Origin of the sequence: Ochrobactrum sp. CGA5 (assembly GCF_006345815.1) — a bacterium.
GTDB lineage: Bacteria > Pseudomonadota > Alphaproteobacteria > Rhizobiales > Rhizobiaceae > Brucella.
Genome location: NZ_VCIG01000043.1, coordinates 1 through 19130, shown reverse-complemented (window position 1 = coordinate 19130; position 19130 = coordinate 1). Strand labels below are relative to the sequence as shown.

Below are 19130 nucleotides of genomic sequence, written 5' to 3'. Positions count from 1 at the left end.
GTCCGAGGCCATGCTTTCCTGAAATAATGACGATATTCGTCGTATTATTATTTATCGGGATGGTGGTTCGGACAGCTCGGCGATTCCATTCGCTTGCTGTATAGATGCAGGAAACGAACAAAACAGAACTTACATCGTCAGGAGAGACGTTATGCTTCGCCAGGAGATTTCCCAGGCCCTCACAACCGCGCTGAAAGCACAGGACAAGCGCCGCATGTCGACGCTGCGGCTGATCCTGGCTGCGGTTAAGGACCGAGATATCGCCAATCGCACCGCTGGCAAGGACCCCGTCGGGGATGAAGAATTGCTGGGTATTCTCGGCAAGATGATCAAGCAGCGTGAAGAATCCGCCCGCATCTATGAAGAAGGCAGCCGCCTTGAGCTCGCGGAAGCCGAGCGCGAGGAAATTGCGATCATTTCCGAGTTTCTGCCGCAACAGATGACTGAGGCGGAGGTCAAGCAGGCCTGTGCGGATGTGATTGCCGAAATAGGCGCCCAGGGACTGCGCGACATGGGCAAGTGCATGGCTGTTCTCAAAGAGCGCTACGCAGGCAAGATGGACTTCACCAAAGCCAGCGCTATCGTGAAGTCGCTTCTGCAATGAAAGCGTGAGGCATAAGCGCTTTCTTGAACCCGATGCGTATTTGGCCCCGCTCTGCGGGGCTTTTCGCATATCGTCAGCTCTGCTTGGCGGCTTTCAGACGCGTATCGCTGAGGAGCCCTTGTTCTTCGAGTACCGGATAGGCCATCGAGGCGAGAAGCGAGTTGATCTGCTTGAGATCACGGATGGTGTCGAGATGGATGCTGCTCGTCTCAATACTGCGAGTGGCGCCTTCGCGCAGGCGGCTGAAATGGCGCATGCTCGTCTGCTTCTCCAGTTCACGCAGCTGGTCCTTTTCCTGCACAAGCTGGCGGGCCGTGCGACCATCGCGTGAAACGATCACATTGAATGCCATATGCGCATTGGCTAGAACCATGGCGTGGAAATGGCTGAGCTCTTTCCAGCCTTCCTCGGTGAATTCCAGCTTGTGATCCATCTTCTTTTGAACATGCACCAGCATGTTGCGCACGATGATGTCGCCGACCTGCTCAAGCTTCACGCATGCGCCCAGCAATTCCTGCATGCGCAGTGACTCGAAATCGCTGAGCTCATGGGTTGCAAGCTTGGTCAGATAGAGCTTGATCGCGGCATGGCGCTTGTCCACGCGGTCATCGAGGGCTTCGAGTTCATCGATCCGCACCTGATCGGGCTTTTCATAAAGTTCGATGATCCGCCGCAGCATGACTTCGATCGTATCGCACACGCCGACAACTTCGCGCGTCGCATTGGCAAGCGCCTGCGAGGGCCGGTCGAGCACGGCGGTATCGAGCGCACTATATTGCTCGATCTCGATCGGCTGCTGCGAAGCCGGGGCGGTTTTGTCCGCATTGAGATTGACCAGTGCCTCGGTTGCGCGCAGCACAAGGCGGGAAAGCGGAATACCGGCAATCATCACGATGACGTTGAACAGGATATGCGCATTGACCACCTGTGAAACCGGATCAGCGCCGAGGAAGGCAACCGACGGTTTGAAGGTCTGGTAAAGCACCAGCATGACCATTGATCCGGCGCCACGCATCAAAAGGTTGCCGAGCGGCACGACACGAGTTTCAGGCGGTGCGTTCCGGGTCAGGATTGGGGCGATGATCGACGAACCCAGATTGACGCCGAGCACCATCACCACGGCAAGCTCGGGATGGATCAACCCACGCGAGGCGAAGGTGGTGAGCAGAATAACGGCTGCAACGCTGGAATGAAAAAGCCATGTCATGATGGCCGCGAGCAAATAGGCAGTGATCGGATCGCTTGACAGATAGTCGACGATGACTGGCAGCAATTCGCTCTGCCGCAGCGGTTCGGTGGCCTGTCCTGTCATTTCCAGTGACATGATGAGCAAACCGATGCCGACCAGAATGCGGCCAATCTGCCGCCAGTCACGGCGCTCGGTGGTCATGAAGATGCCGGTGCCGATGACAAGGCAGAGCGGCACCAGAAGCGTGAGGTCGTAACTCAGGATCTTGACAACGAGGGCAGAGCCAAGCTCGCCGCCACGCACAGCCATGAGGCCTGCAACACCGCTTACAAACCCCGAGCCGACAAAAGAACCCACGAGAAGCGTAACCGCTGTCGAGCTTTGCAGCGCGACAGCAAGGGCAAGGCCGAAGGCGACAGAAAGCAGCGGGTTCTGCATCTGGCTGCGCAGACGCCGGCGCAGCCGGTCGCCATAGGCACGCTCCACCCCGGTCCGCACCATGCGCGTTGCCCATAGGAGAAGGGCGACTGCGCCAGCCAGATGCAAAAGGACTACAGAACCATTCACGGCAAAATCCCTTCGGGTTGGAGGTGGGTTGAAACTCGGATTGATTAAGCTAACGCAACAAATGAAGAAAAAATATGTTCCGGCTAATCAAATTTCCAAGAGATATGGTCTTGTTTGCAGCAAAAAGCAATCCACTCCCGCAGTGTCATGACGAATATATGACAGTTTTGTGACAGAGCGCTTGTTTGGCAGCGACGTGTGATTAGCGGGGAGTGGCATGCCTGCACGATGGACTGTGGGAACAGGCGCGCCTATATAGTCTATCGACAATCATCTGCCTGACCGGCTGACCCGAAAGTGAAATCTGTAATGCGTTTTCCGCCCTCCTTTCTCGATGAGATCAGAGACCGCGTCCCGATCTCGACGCTGATTGGTGCGCGCGTTTCGTTTGACCGCAAGAAAAGCAATCCTCCCAAGGGGGATTTCTGGGCTTGCTGCCCGTTCCATGGCGAGAAGACACCGAGCTTTCATTGTGAGGATCGCCGGGGTCGGTATCATTGTTTTGGTTGTGGCGTGACCGGTGATCACTTCAAGTTTCTGACTGACCTTGAAGGGCTGAGTTTCCCGGAGGCGGTGGAGCGTGTAGCCGATATGGCGGGCGTTCCAATGCCTGCGCGTGATCCAGAAATGGAAAAGCGAGAGGCACAGCGCGCAACGCTTTACGACGTCATGGATCTGGCTGCGCAGTTCTTCGAAAACCAGCTACAAAGCGCCGTTGGCGCCAAGGCGCGCGCCTATTTGCGCGATCGCGGACTTTCGACGGCAACACAGCAAGCGTTCCGCATCGGTTATGCGCCGGAATCGCGCAACGCATTGAAGGAATTTCTCGCAGGCAAAGGCGTATCGCGCGAGCAAATCGAGGCGTGCGGCCTTGTCGTGCACGGCGAGGGGGTTGCCGTTTCCTATGACCGTTTTCGCGATCGTGTCATGTTCCCGATCGAGGATCTGCGCGGGCGCATTATTGCTTTCGGCGGGCGTGCGCTTTCTGCCGATGCTCCGGCCAAATATCTAAACTCGCCGGAAACCGAACTCTTTCACAAGGGACGGGTTCTCTATAATGGCTTGCGGGCACGCAAGGCCTGCCAGCCGCAAGGCGGCGAGCCTGCCAAATCCATCATTGCCGTTGAAGGCTATATGGATGTGATCGCGCTTGCGCAGGCGGGTGTCCATCAGGTGGTTGCCCCGCTTGGTACGGCGCTGACGGAAGAACAGCTCGAACTTCTCTGGCGCATCAGTCCTGAACCCGTGCTGTGCTTCGATGGCGACGGAGCTGGGCTTCGTGCCGCCCATCGCGCTGTCGATCTCGGCTTACCGGCCTTGCAGCCCGGCAAATCGCTGCGCTTCGCGCTTTTGCCGGAAGGGCAGGACCCGGACGACCTCGTCAGGGCGGAAGGTCCCGCCGCGTTTCATGCCATCCTGCGTGACGCCAGACCGCTGGTCGATATGGTGTGGACGAGAGAGACGGCAGGCGGCGTTTTCGATACGCCGGAACGCCGGGCCGAACTCGAAGCGCGGTTGCGGGAAATCACCAGCCGCATCGCGAATGAGGATATTCGGCGTCACTACAGTCAGGATATGCGGGAGCGAGCACAGGCCTTTTTCGGGCAAGGACGTCGTCAGGGGTATCAAAGCGGCGGACAGCGCAATTCGTCTTTCAATCGCAGGAATGATGGCGGGCGTGGAGGCGGCGGACCGGCAGGCGGCAATGGTCGTCTTGCGATTTCCGACAGTCTGGTGCGCTCTACGTTGGTCAAGGGCGGCAGGCCGGGCGCGGGATCTCACGCCCCGTTGCGCGAAACAGCAATTGTGCTGACGCTTCTCAATCATCCGCGGCTGATCGAAGAGGATTTCGAGACGTTGGCCGCGCTCGATCTGGGGCACGAGGCCCTCAAATCGCTGCATCTGGCCATGCTGGATGTGCTGGCCGCCGGTCATATTGAAGATGGCCACGCGATGCGGCGTGCACTGGGCAATGCAGGGCATGGCGAGCAGATTGAAATGCTCGAACTCGTGGTAAAGGGTGCGAAACTCTGGACTGCGACAGCTTTGGCCGCAGAAGACGATGCACGCGAAGCTCTTCGGCAGGCGCTTCACTTGCATCAGCGTGCGCGCACACTACATAAAGAGCTGCGAGCCGTTGAGGCCGCGCTTGAAACCGATGAGACGGGCGAATTGTTTGCGCGTCTCAGAGATATACAAAATCAGATTTTGAAAGCTGATGCGACTGAAGCTCTGATCGACGGTTTTGGCCTCTCTTCAGGGCGCCCGCCAGGCGGTTTTTGATTCGGTTTTCCGAATCAGCTTTGCTGGAACGACCGGAATGCGGGGGTTGCGATCCGGAAAACGTGCTCTATCTGGCCGACGAAGAGGCCGTGACAACAAATGATTCGCTTTTTAAGCGCGAATCAGGTGAGTCGCTCTTGACGTGTGGCTTAAATGACGGAATCACGACAGTCCGAACAAGGAAAAGAACAGAACCGGTGATATCCGAGGCTGCCAGCAGCAAGGTGAATTTGGGCTGGAGAAGGAGCGTTGTCTGGCCGACCGCCTCTGCCCACAAGAACTCGGAGATCAAGAAGCCCGATACCGATGGCAAGGTTAATCTGCCATTAATAGGAAATCGGCTACTCGCAGAATCAACTGACGGATTGCGGCCTCGCAAAACTGTCCGAGAACTCTATATATCTTAGAAGCGACCGGGGTCGCCTGGAGAAGAACATATGGCAACGAAGGTTAAGGAAAACGAAGAAGCCGAAGTCGAGCGCGAAGGTGCCGCCGACGGTCCGCTTCTCGACCTTTCTGACGATGCTGTCAAGAAGATGATCAAACTCGCGAAGAAGCGCGGCTACGTCACCATGGACGAGCTGAATGCCGTGCTGCCTTCCGAGGAAGTGACATCCGAGCAGATCGAAGACACGATGTCGATGCTTTCCGATATGGGCATCAACGTCGTTGAAGATGATGAGCAGGACAACGACCGCGAAGAGAACAACGACGACGACTCGGAAGAGGGTGGCGATCTGGTTGAGTCTGGCGGTACGGCTGTTGCCACCACCACGACCAAGAAAGAGCCCACTGACCGTACCGACGATCCGGTGCGCATGTATCTGCGCGAAATGGGTTCCGTCGAGCTTCTGTCGCGTGAAGGCGAAATTGCGATTGCAAAACGCATCGAGGCTGGTCGTGAAACGATGATCGCCGGGCTTTGCGAAAGTCCGCTGACCTTCCAGGCGATTATCATCTGGCGCGATCAGCTCAACGACTCCAACATTCTGCTGCGTGAAATCATCGACCTCGAAACCACCTATGCCGGTCCGGAAGCCAAGCAGGCTCCGGTGATCGAGCGCGTGGAAGAGGAAAAGCCGCGCGATGACAAGCCTCAGCGCCGCTCGCGTGATGACGACGACATTACCAATGTCGGCGGCGACATGCCCACGGAAGAAGAGGAAGAGGACGAAGACGAAGCCAACCTGTCGCTGGCGGCCATGGAAGCCGAACTGCGTCCACAGGTCATGGAAACGCTCGACCTCATCGCCGACACCTACAAGAAGCTGCGCAAGCTGCAGGACCAGCAGGTCGAGGGCCGTCTGGCCGCGACCGGCGAACTGTCGTCGAGCCAGGAGCGTCGCTACAAGGAACTGAAGGATCAGCTCATCAAGGCGGTGAAGTCGCTGTCGCTGAACCAGAACCGTATCGAACAGCTCGTCGAACAGCTTTATGACATCAACAAGCGTCTGGTACAGAACGAAGGCAAGCTGCTGCGTCTGGCCGAATCCTTCGGCGTGCGCCGCGAGGAATTCCTGAAGGAATATCAGGGCCACGAGCTGGACCCGAAGTGGGTGGAGCGTGTCAGCACGCTTTCAGCCCGCGGCTGGAAGGAATTCGCAGCCAAGGAAGAGCGCGCGATCGACCGTCTGCGGTCTGAAATCCAGATGCTGGCGACCGAAACCGCGATTTCCATCGGCGAATTCCGCCGTATCGTCAATCAGGTGCAGAAGGGCGAACGCGAAGCGACTATCGCCAAGAAGGAAATGGTGGAAGCCAACCTTCGCCTCGTCATCTCGATTGCCAAGAAGTATACGAACCGTGGCTTGCAGTTCCTCGATCTCATTCAGGAAGGCAATATCGGCCTGATGAAGGCTGTCGACAAGTTCGAGTATCGCCGTGGTTATAAGTTCTCGACCTATGCGACGTGGTGGATTCGTCAGGCAATCACCCGTTCGATTGCCGATCAGGCGCGCACCATCCGTATTCCGGTGCACATGATCGAAACGATCAACAAGATCGTTCGTACGTCGCGCCAGATGCTGCATGAAATCGGTCGTGAACCCACGCCGGAAGAGCTGGCTGAAAAACTCGCCATGCCGCTCGAAAAAGTGCGCAAGGTTCTGAAGATCGCCAAGGAGCCTATCTCGCTCGAAACGCCGGTGGGCGACGAGGAAGATTCTCATCTGGGCGATTTCATCGAAGACAAGAACGCGCTTCTGCCAATTGATGCTGCCATTCAGGCCAATCTGCGTGATACGACGACCCGTGTTCTGGCTTCGCTGACGCCGCGTGAAGAACGTGTTCTGCGCATGCGCTTCGGCATCGGCATGAACACGGATCACACGTTGGAAGAAGTTGGCCAGCAGTTCTCGGTTACCCGTGAACGTATCCGCCAGATCGAAGCCAAGGCACTGCGCAAGCTGAAGCATCCGAGCCGTTCGCGTAAGCTGCGTTCGTTCCTGGATAGCTAAGTTCGACGAAGTATACGGGAGGGGCAGGCGATATGTCTTTTTTAAAGCGTCTTTTCGGTGGAGGTTCTGCCTCCGAGACATCGGCAGAACCGAAAGAGGCTGGTCGCCTTGAACACAAGGACTTTCTGATTATCGCTACGCCCTATAGCGAAGGCGGGCAGTACCAGGTCTGCGGTGTCATTTCCAAAACGATCGATGGCGAAGTGAAGGAATATCGCTTCGTTCGGGCCGACCGTTGCCCTGGTATCGAAGATGCCGCCAGCATTTCGCTGAACAAGGGCCGGCAAATCGTGGATGAACAAGGCGAATCTATTTTCCGCTGAGCCGCCTGCGAGAAAAATAGGAAGCCGCGCATCTTGTTGCGCGGCTTTTGCTTTTCTGGAGCATAATCCGACCGGAGTGAGACGAGGGTCGATAAGACTAAGCTGAAATAGAAGAAGTTAGAGCGCCGATCCGATCTTATTAGATCGAACCGCGCTCTAACCGTTAATGCGGCTCGCACACCAAGGTTACAATTCTACGCACGACGGGCAAAATGCCGAGGAGAACGGGAAAGGCGACCACCCAAGAAAGAGCCCATGCCATCATCCAGCTCGTAACTAGATCTGGGTGGGTAATGCCAATGTTTTTGGCGGTTGCAATCAATGAGACAATAAATGTCATCATGATTGATAGTATGAAAGGCATCACAATAGATGCATAGCGTGCTGGCAGCTTTCTGCGGCGTGCGCATTCAAACTGAGACATGTGTATTTCTGAATATTATGCGGGGAAGGCGCAACGAAACATCAATGCGAATTGCCGTTCCCGGCGAGATTGATGCGTTGCCTAACGTAAGACGCTTACGGTCATGATAATGACGCGGTTTTAATAACCCGATGCGAATAGAATTTCAAGAACGCTGAATGGCGGCGATTTGTCCACGCCACTTCCAGCATAATTCCATTATACGCTGTATCATGAACGACAAACCATTTTGGCGCACCAAGACCTTGAACCAGCTCACCCGCAGCGAGTGGGAGAGCCTGTGTGACGGTTGCGGCCAGTGCTGCCTGCATAAATTGCAGGATGACGACACAAACGAGATTTACTGGACCAGCGTTGCCTGCACGCTGCTTAATCCGGATAGCTGTCAGTGTCGTGATTATCCGAACCGCAAGAAGACAGTGCCGGACTGCGTTTTTCTGACGCCGGAAATTGTTGACGAAGTGGATTGGCTGCCTGTCACCTGTGCCTATCGTCTGGTTGCAGAAGGTTCGGACCTCTATTGGTGGCATCCGCTGGTTTCGGGTTCCCCCGAAACGGTGCACGAGGCAGGTGTTTCCGTTCGCGGCAAGGTGACGGCTTTCGATCACGATCTTGAAGATGACGATGATTATCTGGATCATATGGTGATGCCGAGCCACCGCTGATGGCTAATCTGGGGTTTTCAATCATTGCGTAAATTTAATCTATGCTTCGAATAGGGAGGCGTAGATTACGTATTTTCGTAACCATTTGAATTCATTGAACTTATATAAGGTTTCGTTCGAGAGCGCCCTCCGCTTCGCGAAAGCTGAACGACACATGAACATGAGTTTTTATTTCTGTTCATCTATCGGGCGTTACGTCTTGGATGTCTCAGGCAAGACCTGAAAGCAAATCGAAAGAGGTTCAAAGATGTCTGCTATTTCGCTCAAGTCGCTCGTCGTAACCGCCGCTCTTGGTGCTGCGGCCATCTTCACCACGGCCGCTTCAGCCAGTGCCGCATCGCCGATTGTCGCTCCGGTTGTCACCACGTCGGCAGGTACTGCCGTCGTGAATATTGACTACAGGGGCTATCGCCATGGTCGTCCAGTCTATCGTGGTCCGGCCTGCTCGGTGGAAGGCGCCAGAATGAAGGCTCACCGCATGGGGATTCGCAACGCGCGTGTGATCTATCGTGGGAAGTCGGTCAGGGTGCGCGGCTTCCGTCACGGTCGTCCTGTCGGCGTTGTGTTTGCGAATGTGCGTGGCTGCCCGATCATTCGCTAAAAAGGCATAGTGAAGTTTCAAGAGCCCTGGCTTGAACAATTAAGCCGGGGCTTTTCTTTTGCTGAAGGCAAATGAAAAGGGGCGCTGACGCGCCCCTTCGTGATTACCAGCTGGCTTACCGTTATTCCTTTATTTCGAAAACAACATTGACCGAAACGTTGTAGCTGTTTTCGCCTGTCGCAACCGGAACGGCATCCTCCGGCGCTCCAGCAGCCATGGTCTTGAACTGGGCGCGAGCGATCGGCATCGGCATGGGTGGGCGGCTCTGTTCGTTGATCTCGACAACGCGGCCAATGCCGACACCAGCGGCGTCGGCAAGCGTCTTCGCCTTGGCGATAGCGTCGGCAACGGCGCGTTTACGCGCTTCATTGATCGTGGCTGCCGGATTGTCGTTGACGAAGCTTAGATCTCCACCCTGATTGACGCCGAGCGTGACGGATTCATCAAGCACGTTGCCAACCTTCGCCAGATCGCGCACGCGAACTGTCAGGCTGTTTGAAACCGTGTAACCGGTGATGCTTGGCTCTTTCAGGCCATTCTTGTCGTCAGGATAGACATAGCGTGGTTGGATGTTGATACCGCCGGTCTGCAGATCGCGGTCTTCAATGCCGGCTTTCTTCATGGCTTCGAGCACTTTCGCCATGGCTTCGTTGTTGGCGGTCATGGCTTCGCGCGCGGTTTTCCCTTCGCGCAATACGGAGAGATTAAGGATAGCCATATCGGGCGAGGTGGTCATGGTGCCTTCGCCGGTGACGGCGATACGCGCAGGCTGCTTCGTCATCTGATTCTCCTGTGCCAGGGCTGGTAGCGCCAGCGCGCCAGCGAGCATTATCGCGGAAAAGGAGGTTGCAAGAAGAGTGGTAGCGCGGTTGTTCATAAAATCTCCTGTAGAGAAAGTTGAGGCAGCTCTGACAAAACTGGCTACCGGAGCGGCTGGCCGTTCTGCCTTGGAAATCATTTGTTTTCTAAGTTCCCTCTCGTATCCGAGGCCTACGATACCAAATTCGAAATGTGCACCAATTGCAACTGCCAGTTCAAATCAGTGCTACCGTGGTTCTAGGTTGCATGCATTGCAACTGAATATGTGCGCAATAGGGCAACTGATGCATTTGACAGCTTGTGTCCCGGCTTTCTTTAGGGTAGGGCAAGGATGCGTGGGGCCTGTAGCTCAATTGGTTAGAGCCGGCGGCTCATAACCGCTTGGTTGGGGGTTCGAGTCCCTCCGGGCCCACCATTCCTTCTTATATCGTTTTATATAAATGGGCTGCATTTTATTGCATTGCAGTAAATCCATTTATTCGCTGGTGACGATTAACGTTTTCCTTTGAGCGCAAGTTATATGTGAATTCCCTTCAACAGTGCCGTGGCGCCGTAAGGTTGCTTAGATCACAAGCGCACTATGTAGTATAATAGTAGATGGGGCGCGTGATGTATTACAAGTAGCCGAGAAGATTGCATATTCAGCGAAGCGAATATCCTCTTTGTTCATGATAACGGCAATGAGATTAGCAATTTCATTGGGGCTTCAATGCCGGTTCTGGATTTTCCATCATATATCAGATCTGCAAAACACCGGTTCGTTTCGACGGATCGGTGTTTTGTTCTCACTGCAAACTTTCAACAAATTTTAGCAGTTCGTTAAGAAAATAGTAACGCGATGAAACAATTTTTTAAGTGACGTGAACTTGCAACAAAATGGAGGTCTTGGGCCATGAGAAAAAATGCAACCACCGTAGCGCTGGCATTGGCGGGGTTGGTGGCGAGTTCTCTCGCGGCTTCAGCGAAGACAAGTTATTTGGGTGAATTCCGCGATTGGGGTGTTTACCAGAACACCGAGCTTGCTGGTAGCAAATGTTACGCTCTGACCGTGCCGATCAATTTTCATCCGACGGGTGTGCGGCACGGCGACAATTTCGTGATTATTTCCAAAGCGGATGGCCAATATAGTCCGCAATTGGTGATGGGCTATCAGCTTAAGGCCAATAGTTCGGTCAACGTGATGGTAGACGGCGCTCGTTTTCCTTTTTTTAGCGAGGGGAACCGCGCATGGGCGGAAAATGTTGCCGATGAAGCGAAGCTTGTGCGTGCCATGCGCGCGGGCAAAACGCTCAACGTGCAGGCGACCTCAGCACGCGGTACAAAAACCCGCTATACGTTTTCTCTGATGGGGCTGTCGGCGTCTCTGCAGCGTGTGGATCGCTGCCAATAGCAATCAAGAAAGCCCTGCCGACTGGCAGGGCTTCGTCTTGAAAGGGGCGGCTTTATGAAAGCCAGGTCTGGCGACTATACCAATCATCCAGCTCGGAGCGCACGCGGTCCTTCTCTATGCCGTAGCGCTCTTGGATTTTACCTTCCAGCTGCTCGCGTCGGCCATTGATCTGGTCAAGATCGTCGTCGGTGAGTTTACCCCACTGTTCCTTGATCTTACCCTTGGCCTGTTTCCAGTTTCCTTCAACGCGATTCCAGTCCATTGGTGGTTCCTCCGTTCTGGGTTGGTTATGATAAACTAACGCAACGGAGCGCGATTGGTTCAGCAGAAAATTGCAGAATCCGCTCAGAGGCCGAGGAACTTGAAGGGCTCGCTTTCCTTGAAACTGTCGTTGACGACACCATTGAAGGTGTTGGTTTGATTGGGGCCAAGGTCGAGTTTCTTGACCTTCCCGGTCTCTGGTGAGAAGTCGATGTCCTTCAAGTCGACCCAAAAGACATTGGGTGTCAAAGCGGATTCAAAGAAATAGAGCTTGCGCTTCTGGTCAGCCACCGTCCGCCAACGTGTTGAGGAAATGTTTGGCTGGTCAGGTGTCGTCAGGCCAAATGGAACCGATGTGTTCCGAATGACGCTGAAAACACTGGCAATCGACTTGACAGGATCTTCTGTTTTCGGGACGGCGTTTACATAGAACGATGCGCGTGCGAACCGGTCGGAAGCGCGGTTGGTGCCCGGCAGCATGACGGTGCCACCAATCTGCGTCCAGTAGGAGTTGAGCGCCAGTTGTTCGTCGTAGGTCGGCGAGTTGGTCATCACTTGATATTGCCTGCCGTGATGGATCACCTGCTTACCGTTGATGTATTCGATGATCGCACTGTCACCGGTGGAATCTGATATGGCCAGATGCAAAGTCGCCAGCCTATCTTCGCCGGGAACGTTATCCGTCACGATGGTAAAAGGTTCTGTGCGGAGGTTTTTGACCGCTTCGTCGACTGTGGCAAAGTTATCGAGCACATATTGTGCCCATGCCGCGATGCTGAGGCCCGGGGTGCTGCCGTCATATTTTGGATACTCGGATTCGACCAGCCACAGGACGCCAACGGAAAGTCCTGCTTCGTTCAGACCGTCTGTTGTGGAAATATCGTAGCCCGAGGCGATAACGCTACCATATTTGGATGTCCAATGAAGCGAGTTCTCGCCCGCCTCGCCGGAACGTTTCATGCCGCGTGGGAATATCCAGAGATTGGTTGCAACATCCACTTTCCAATCCATGGATCGGGCGGTCATCACCTGATCGTTGGTCCCGTGATATACGAAACGTGTGCAGGCTTCGGCAATTGGCGCGGCAAACATGCTACCTGCAACAAGCGCTGTGGTGCATATGCTGGAAAAAGACCGCTTCAAAATCGGCATGGATCGTCCCCTCTGTGGATGCCCCTAATCTCTGGGGCAGGATGCCCGTTCGTTATTGGGCGAGTGCCCTCGCAGCGTGATATAAGGCAGTGTTTGTAAGCGGAAAGATAGGCACACGGGTTTTAGTGCGTGATACGATCGAAGTGAAACACGCTCTAACGCTCCCCCATGTATCCGCGCTGCTTCCATTGCTTGAGCGGCATGATGTCTGGCAGTCCACCGCCTGCCTCATACCAGGAATCGACAGCCCATTTCTGGCCCTGCGTGTCTTCAACGACAGCCGTCCAATGCGGGTAGCGACCGTCGAGAAAAGCACCGCGTGACGTGCGGCGCGCGACCGTGTGGTGCTTCAGCCAACCGCGTGCTTGCAGATAACGCAGGAAGTTATCGGTATTGGTCGATTCATCGATGCAATCCATCTGGCCCCTGATGCGGGCCTTGCCAAACTGCATTCTCGGCTTGTCCTGTACGCCGACGAAGGCGGTGCTACGCTTTTCAAAGATTGCAACTGCCGTCCGAAGTGCTTTCCGCTCGCTTTCTGCGCTGCGACTGCCATTCCGCATGAGGTTACGTATGCGCTGCTGGTCCTTTGCGGTCAGTGTAACCTTGGTTCGGTAATGGCATTCATAACCATGACAGACGCTGAAGGTCTGTGCCGAAGCCAGTCCGGCTGGCAATCCCAAACCTATGAGGGCGCTTAGGCCCAGAAGTTTCATCAAATCGCTGCTCCGCGTTCGATTGAAAAAGTTCACTGCAATTTCAGTAAGATAAAGCAGGTCGAATCTCTCAATAGCTTAGCTACGTTTGTGACTGGTGAAAAGGAGAGACGGCTCAAGGCGTTCCAGTCCCTGATAGGGATTGGCGTGGATTGCGAGTATCCAGAGGCAGAATGAAGCCGTTAGCGAATAAATGACGAGTGCTTTTACACCAGCTCGCACGCGGTCTGCATGGGTTGCTGCGATGGTTATCGCCGTGAGGAATGTCAGAGAAAGTACGAGATACCATTTGTAATAGTCGATTGAGGTCGATCCGACGGCCAGACGCGTATTGCGCGCGTCCTGCAGTTCATCGAAATCATTGATAAGTTGGGAGATAACTGGAGAAGGTACATCGCTACGCGCAAGATTAATGATCTCGCGCCTTATGTTCTGTAATGCGGTTTCGACGGAACCGGCCGGCTCGACATTGATCTTCTCGCGCCATTCATCATTGATTACAGCAAGGCGATAGCCGGTAAGCGCGGCAGTAAGTTTGGGTGCGTTCAGTATTTCTGTTTTGGACGTGCCGATGAGGCGAGAAATGGCTGAACGCTCTTCACTGATAGCCTGATCGGCTCGCGAGTTGACGCTCCAGATATCGGCGGCAACAAAACCGAGCGACAAGGCCCAGGCTGTTGCAATGGTGCTGATGAAGGCGCCGATTGGAATAGATAGAACGTCGTTAGCGGCATGCTTGGACAACATGTCGAGTGCGAAGCGTCCAACGGCGTAGAACACAATTCCAAGTACGGCGAAGGCCATAAAAGAAAGGTAAGTCGGCAGCTCGAAGATATAAGTCATTCATTTCCCCCACGTGAGATGGAGCTTATTATTATGGAAAGTCGTTGAATTTTACTTAGAGCTGATCAATAGGCGTGAATAAAAAGCCCGCCGACTTTGCCGGCGGGCGAAACACACGAAACTAGTTCTGTCGCAAATTAGAACGAGACAGAGAAACCGATGACCGGCCCGTGCTGGGTCACGTCATATTTGAAATTCTCGGACGTTTCGTCGTCCTTGTAATCCTGATAGAGCGCCCGATAACCGACGCGAAATGTCGTAGGGACATTAAAGACAAGCGTGCGGTAACCGAGATAAATCTGGCCGTTGGCGCTGAGTTTGGTCCCGGCTCCGAAGCCGCCAATGTCGGCTTCCGCAAAAATATTCCACCGATCATTGATGTCATAGAAGACACGTGTGCCGATGAATGGATCAGTCCAATCCACCTTGCGCGATCCGCTGTAAGGGCCGACTTCAAGTCCTGCCTCCAACTGGGTCCAACGAACACCGACGGTTGGTTCTATTGCAAAAACGCGCTGGTTTCCGAATAGTGTCGTTCCTTCGAGCTGTTGCTCATAAATACGGTAGTAAGCGCCGACTGACAGAACCGTGGTCTTGATGTCCAGGGCAAGCTCATTGTCCCGGAGGTTCTCGTCCTGGCTGGTCTTGACGTACTGGCCATCGACAAAGAAACCTATCGTACCGTTGTTGATATCGACATTGCCCATAAAGCTCATATCGAGATTATCGAGAATTTCGCTAAAGGGGACACTCACATCCGTGCTGCGTCCGAGAAGACTTGCTTTGCCGTTCAGCGAAGCACCCCAGACATAAGGACTGAAAACCACGCGCCAGCGCTGCTGATCCTTGATCTCTGGTTGCGGCTTCAAAGCATCCGCAGCGAACGATGCGGCTGACGCACCCATTAAAGCAGTTATAACTAATATAATGCAGATGGAGAATTTCACCAGTAAATTCCCGCTATCGTTACGCAATCTTCTGTCTTCCACTGAAAAAACCCCCTAGCTTATGTATTAGCAACTTCGATAATACATCGGATTCAAATCTTTTTCCATATATATGTTAATCATTCGGAGAAATAAACTGAAAATTGATACTTATATTAAGGTTTGTTCTGTTGACTTTCAGTAGGTGCAGTCATCTATTTGCGGTGTAAACAGGACTCCTTGAGGCCTGGAGAAATTAATTGGGCAATTTTAGAAATGACAAATCGTGGAGTAACGAGGTCATCATGAAAACGAAACAGTCTATCTGGAAATCGTCTCGCCGGATGTTTGCGCGGGGTGCTGCAACGGCTCTCATCGCTGTGGCTCTCGTCGCTCCTCAGGCAGCATTCGCCTGCACCAGCTTCGTTCTCCCGACGAGTGATGGCGGCATGGTCTATGGGCGCACGATGGAGTTCGCGTTCGAACTCAAGTCTGATATGATCGTCGTTCCGCGAAACTACGCTTTCACTGCAACCGCTGCCAACGCGAAGCCCGGCAAGCAATGGAAAAGCAAGTATGCCGTGATCGGCATGAATGCCTTTGGTGTTCCTGCTCTCACCGATGGCCTGAATGAGAAGGGGCTTGCCGGCGGCATCCTTTATTTCCCGGATTTCGCCAAGTTTCAGGATCCTTCCACAGCCAAGCCGGAAAACAGCCTTGCTCCTTGGGAGTTTCTCAGCTGGGCTCTAACCAATTTTTCAACTGTCGCTGAAGTGAAGGATGCACTCGCCGGGGTTGATGTTATTGATGTGAAGCAGCCCAATATGGGGCTCACGCCGCCTATGCATTACACACTGCACGATGCAACCGGCGCATCGATTGTTATCGAGCCGATTGATGGCAAACTCAAGGTCTATGACAATCCGCTTGGCGTGATGACGAATGCCCCTTCCTTTGACTGGCATATGACCAATTTGCGCAATTATGTTCATCTGTCACCGGAGAACAACCAGCCTTTGACTGTGAATGGTGCAACGTTCAAGCCGCTGGGTGAGGGTTCCGGTATGTTGGGCGTTCCCGGTGATACCACGCCTCCGTCAAGGTTTGTCCGTGCAGCGGCTTTCGTTTTGTCGGCGGCAAAAGTGCCGAGCGGTCCGCAAAGTGTACGCTTGGCAGAGCATATCGCTAATAATTTTGACATTCCCAAGGGATGGATTGTCGAGCCAGGCGCACCACTCGAATATACGCAGTGGACAAGCATTGCCGACATGAAAAACATGATTTACTACGTCAAAACCTATGACGATCAGGTCCTGCGTGGCGTGGCTTTCAAAGATTATGATCTTGATGCCAAGGACATGGTGACGATCAAGATGCAGCCGCGGCTGGCTCCTCCAGCACTGACCGGCAAGTAGTCTTCTGGGGGGTTCGAAGTTTGGAGCGCCGATCCGATCGGGTCGGCGCTCTTTTTATTTGTGCAGTCACTTTCAGAATAAGTTCCTGAAAAGAGGGTTCTGCTAAGGCACCTCATCGAAAGCAGTCGGACCACCCTCATTTTCCAAATTGGCGATGCGCCGAGTTTCCGACCGATTGAACTTCAGGCGCACGCCAGCGCCGCCGCCGTTTTCGGGGATGAACAGTGCTCCCGCTTTTTCCAACGCATCGGCCAATGCTTTTATTTGTTCATCCGCTGGCTTGCCGAGCTTGCGTTCGAATTGCTCGATGGTCGCAGTGTCGATGCCGGATAGTTGAGCCAGACGATCACGCGAGAATTCCACAAGGGCTCTGGCAGCACGGCATTGAGGTCCGGTTATCATCGTATGGTTCTCCCGTTGCGGTTATGTACGAAAGACAAATGCTGGAAATATTCTAGGGGCATTGCAATCCGACTGAAACAGATCGGCACCATAAATGTTTGTTTCGAAGCGCGCGTCCAGAAAATTGTGAAACGGATTTCGGGATCGCTCTAATGATGGCCGGAGTTACCGCCCTTGATCCCCGTACCGTTGATGATGGTTTCCAGCAACCAGGGCCGGTGGTCGATTATATCAGAAAGCTCCTGTAGACCTACTTGCGAACCGGCTTCTTTCAACAGTGCATCAGCTATAGAGGCTGATCCGTTTTTGCCTTCCTGGGCCGTGCGATGCGCCCTTCTGATCAGAAGTTCCGATTGTGAAAAACTGCTCTCGGCGAGTCTTTTTTCTATCCGACGCTGTAGCTCTTCCGGAGCAATCATCTGCTGAATATCCTTATTTCTGAATGGTGCGTCGCCGATAGCGGTTTGCCACCCACCCTGTGAATGTATGTTGAGACAAAGTTTTCGCCACGCGACAATTCGTACAAATCTAACGCTTCAGCCGATTTTATTGTGATGGCGAGCAGGTGCGATTGCGAAGTCGTTGGAGTTTAGTATCACGAAATAGTAACGAAATGTTTCAGCACATCAAATCCGCAAAGAAGCCAAATTATTGCCACGCTTTCTCTTGTTTGCATCTCATGGCCTTCTTACATAGCCTCTACGCCTTGGCGGGAAGAGCAGTGGTCAGGTAGAGCGCGCGACGGGAAGCGGATACCGCTTCGCGGGACGTTCGTTGTAGCGGCCGGTGCAAGTTTCCGTTTGATAACAATAATAATTCGATGGTTTGCAATGGCCACTCTTCGATACTTTATCTGGCCCATGGTTTTCACCGTACTGGGTCTCGCAGGTGCTCTCTGGCTAGGCTACGAAATGACCGGCACCTTTGGGGGAATGGTCTCCATCTTCATCATCTGTGCTGTTTTGAGCGTTCTTGAAATCTCGCTTTCTTTCGATAACGCTATCGTCAATGCGCGTATCTTGCGCGACATGACACCGGAATGGCAGCATCGCTTCCTGACCTGGGGCATCGTGATTGCGGTTTTTGGCATGCGCATCGTCTTCCCGCTGGCTATCGTCGCGGTTGCCATGTGGACCGACCCTATCTCGGCGTTGAAGCTTGCGATCTGGCAGCCGAATGAGTACGCCCGCGTCATTGCGGATTCGCATACGGGGATCGCGGCCTTTGGCGGGACATTCCTGCTGATGGTCGGCATGAAGTACTTCTTCGATGTCGAAAAGGACGTGCACTGGATCAAGGTCATCGAAAGCCGCATGTCGAAGTTCGCTTCTGTGCAGGGGGTTGAGATCGGCGTTGCAATCGCCCTGATCATCTTCTTCTCCTACCAGCTTGATGCCGAGCATTCGCACACTTTCCTGATCGCAGCCCTGTTCGGTCTCCTGACCTTCCTCGCTGTCGAAGGACTGGGCGAGGTTCTGGATGCGACGCAGGAACAGATGGACATGGTCCACCGCGGAGGCCTGGGCGCCTTCATCTATCTCGAAGTGCTGGATGCCAGCTTCTCGTTCGATGGTGTTATCGGTGCGTTTGCCCTGACTACGAACCTTTTTATCATCGCCATCGGTCTTGGTATTGGAGCATTCTATGTGCGTTCGCTCACCATCATGCTTGTGGAGCGCAAGACGCTCGGCCAGTACCGCTATCTTGAACACGGCGCTTTCTACGCGATCCTGGTTCTGGCGGTCATCATGTATGTGCAGACGCTTGTGCATATTCCCGAAGTCATCACCGGCCTTATCGGCGCGGCTTTGATCGGCCTCTCGTTTATGTCTTCCTTGCGCTACAACAGGCTGAATCCGAATTGGCAGGAAGATGCCGAAGAGGTCATAGGACACTAAATCGGTATCGTGATCTTGGATTAGAAGGGCAGCTTCGGCTGCCCTTTTTGTTGGGTGCGCCGAGCATGGCGCGTGGTGCGCAATCACCGTTTGACCGGGATGGTATCCGGTCGATGACTTGGAGGTGAAAGTCCTCTACGGGCCCTGGTGATGGGAACCGTTAGCCGAACAGCAAGGGCGTCGTCGTGAGGCGGGG

Annotated in this window: 19 protein-coding genes and 1 tRNA gene; 10 read left to right on the top strand and 10 right to left on the bottom strand. The window is 54.0% G+C overall.

The genetic code is table 11. The features are described 5' to 3' along the window. Window positions 1–151 precede the first annotated feature (151 nt). Window positions 152–604, top strand: a complete 453-nt coding sequence (locus tag FJQ48_RS20650; RefSeq protein WP_139976807.1) for a GatB/YqeY domain-containing protein — start codon at window positions 152–154, stop codon at window positions 602–604. 73 nt (window positions 605–677) lie between these two features. Here FJQ48_RS20650 and FJQ48_RS20645 read toward each other — a convergent pair whose 3' ends face one another. Continuing rightward, on the bottom strand, window positions 678–2360 hold the full coding sequence (locus FJQ48_RS20645) for a Na/Pi cotransporter family protein (RefSeq protein WP_139976806.1): 1683 nt from the start codon (window positions 2358–2360) through the stop codon (window positions 678–680). 309 nt (window positions 2361–2669) lie between these two features. Here FJQ48_RS20645 and dnaG point away from each other — a divergent pair, with 309 nt between their 5' ends. From dnaG to FJQ48_RS20625, 3 genes are all read left to right on the top strand, one after another. After that, window positions 2670–4643 (top strand): DNA primase, encoded by a 1974-nt coding sequence (gene dnaG, locus FJQ48_RS20640; RefSeq protein ID WP_139976805.1) that lies wholly within the window; start codon window positions 2670–2672, stop codon window positions 4641–4643. 437 nt (window positions 4644–5080) lie between these two features. Further along, entirely contained in the window at window positions 5081–7099 is a 2019-nt protein-coding gene (rpoD, locus tag FJQ48_RS20630; RefSeq protein ID WP_109987182.1) for an RNA polymerase sigma factor RpoD, read from the top strand. Between the two features lie 32 nt (window positions 7100–7131). Next, a complete protein-coding gene (locus FJQ48_RS20625) occupies window positions 7132–7422 on the top strand; it encodes an HlyU family transcriptional regulator (protein WP_139976803.1) in 291 nt (96 codons plus the stop codon). 163 nt (window positions 7423–7585) lie between these two features. On the opposite strand, the gene FJQ48_RS20620 is transcribed toward FJQ48_RS20625, so the two are convergent. Continuing rightward, entirely contained in the window at window positions 7586–7846 is a 261-nt protein-coding gene (locus FJQ48_RS20620; protein ID WP_139976802.1) for a DUF2798 domain-containing protein, read from the bottom strand. Window positions 7847–8058: 212 nt separating this feature from the next. Between FJQ48_RS20620 and FJQ48_RS20615 the strand changes: the two genes are divergently transcribed. Both FJQ48_RS20615 and FJQ48_RS20610 read left to right on the top strand, forming a co-directional pair. Then, on the top strand, window positions 8059–8511 hold the full coding sequence (locus FJQ48_RS20615; protein WP_139976801.1) for a YcgN family cysteine cluster protein: 453 nt from the start codon (window positions 8059–8061) through the stop codon (window positions 8509–8511). 247 nt (window positions 8512–8758) lie between these two features. Further along, on the top strand, window positions 8759–9112 hold the full coding sequence (locus FJQ48_RS20610; RefSeq protein WP_139976800.1) for an antifreeze protein: 354 nt from the start codon (window positions 8759–8761) through the stop codon (window positions 9110–9112). A gap of 121 nt (window positions 9113–9233) precedes the next feature. On the opposite strand, the gene FJQ48_RS20605 is transcribed toward FJQ48_RS20610, so the two are convergent. After that, on the bottom strand, window positions 9234–9989 hold the full coding sequence (locus FJQ48_RS20605) for an SIMPL domain-containing protein (RefSeq protein WP_139976799.1): 756 nt from the start codon (window positions 9987–9989) through the stop codon (window positions 9234–9236). A 280-nt stretch (window positions 9990–10269) separates the two neighbouring features. Between FJQ48_RS20605 and FJQ48_RS20600 the strand changes: the two genes are divergently transcribed. Both FJQ48_RS20600 and FJQ48_RS20595 read left to right on the top strand, forming a co-directional pair. After that, window positions 10270–10346, top strand: a tRNA-Ile gene (locus FJQ48_RS20600). Window positions 10347–10823: 477 nt separating this feature from the next. Beyond that, window positions 10824–11321, top strand: coding sequence for an invasion associated locus B family protein (locus tag FJQ48_RS20595; protein ID WP_139976798.1), 498 nt, complete (start codon window positions 10824–10826; stop codon window positions 11319–11321). A 52-nt stretch (window positions 11322–11373) separates the two neighbouring features. Here the strand turns inward: FJQ48_RS20595 and FJQ48_RS20590 are convergent, their stop codons facing one another. From FJQ48_RS20590 to FJQ48_RS20570, 5 genes are all read right to left on the bottom strand, one after another. Beyond that, window positions 11374–11583 (bottom strand): CsbD family protein, encoded by a 210-nt coding sequence (locus FJQ48_RS20590; protein WP_139976797.1) that lies wholly within the window; start codon window positions 11581–11583, stop codon window positions 11374–11376. 83 nt (window positions 11584–11666) lie between these two features. Next, window positions 11667–12674, bottom strand: coding sequence for a linear amide C-N hydrolase (locus FJQ48_RS20585; RefSeq protein WP_247870438.1), 1008 nt, complete (start codon window positions 12672–12674; stop codon window positions 11667–11669). A gap of 215 nt (window positions 12675–12889) precedes the next feature. Continuing rightward, window positions 12890–13450 (bottom strand): hypothetical protein, encoded by a 561-nt coding sequence (locus FJQ48_RS20580; RefSeq protein ID WP_139976795.1) that lies wholly within the window; start codon window positions 13448–13450, stop codon window positions 12890–12892. Window positions 13451–13528: 78 nt separating this feature from the next. Beyond that, a complete protein-coding gene (locus FJQ48_RS20575; RefSeq protein ID WP_139976794.1) occupies window positions 13529–14293 on the bottom strand; it encodes a DUF4239 domain-containing protein in 765 nt (254 codons plus the stop codon). 137 nt (window positions 14294–14430) lie between these two features. After that, window positions 14431–15210 carry a hypothetical protein gene (locus FJQ48_RS20570; protein WP_180350279.1) on the bottom strand — a complete coding sequence of 260 codons (780 nt, stop codon included), beginning with the start codon at window positions 15208–15210 and terminating at the stop codon, window positions 14431–14433. A gap of 314 nt (window positions 15211–15524) precedes the next feature. Between FJQ48_RS20570 and FJQ48_RS20565 the strand changes: the two genes are divergently transcribed. Next, a complete protein-coding gene (locus FJQ48_RS20565; RefSeq protein WP_139976792.1) occupies window positions 15525–16634 on the top strand; it encodes a choloylglycine hydrolase family protein in 1110 nt (369 codons plus the stop codon). A 102-nt stretch (window positions 16635–16736) separates the two neighbouring features. On the opposite strand, the gene FJQ48_RS20560 is transcribed toward FJQ48_RS20565, so the two are convergent. After that, window positions 16737–17036 carry a helix-turn-helix transcriptional regulator gene (locus FJQ48_RS20560; protein WP_139976791.1) on the bottom strand — a complete coding sequence of 100 codons (300 nt, stop codon included), beginning with the start codon at window positions 17034–17036 and terminating at the stop codon, window positions 16737–16739. Between the two features lie 149 nt (window positions 17037–17185). Continuing rightward, the gene (locus FJQ48_RS20555; protein ID WP_139976790.1) at window positions 17186–17455 is read right to left on the bottom strand and encodes a hypothetical protein; all 270 of its coding nucleotides are present in this window, start codon (window positions 17453–17455) and stop codon (window positions 17186–17188) included. Between the two features lie 411 nt (window positions 17456–17866). On the opposite strand from FJQ48_RS20555, the gene FJQ48_RS20550 reads away from it, so the two are divergent. Further along, on the top strand, window positions 17867–18934 hold the full coding sequence (locus tag FJQ48_RS20550; RefSeq protein WP_139976789.1) for a DUF475 domain-containing protein: 1068 nt from the start codon (window positions 17867–17869) through the stop codon (window positions 18932–18934). The last annotated feature ends 196 nt before the right edge of the window (window positions 18935–19130 follow it).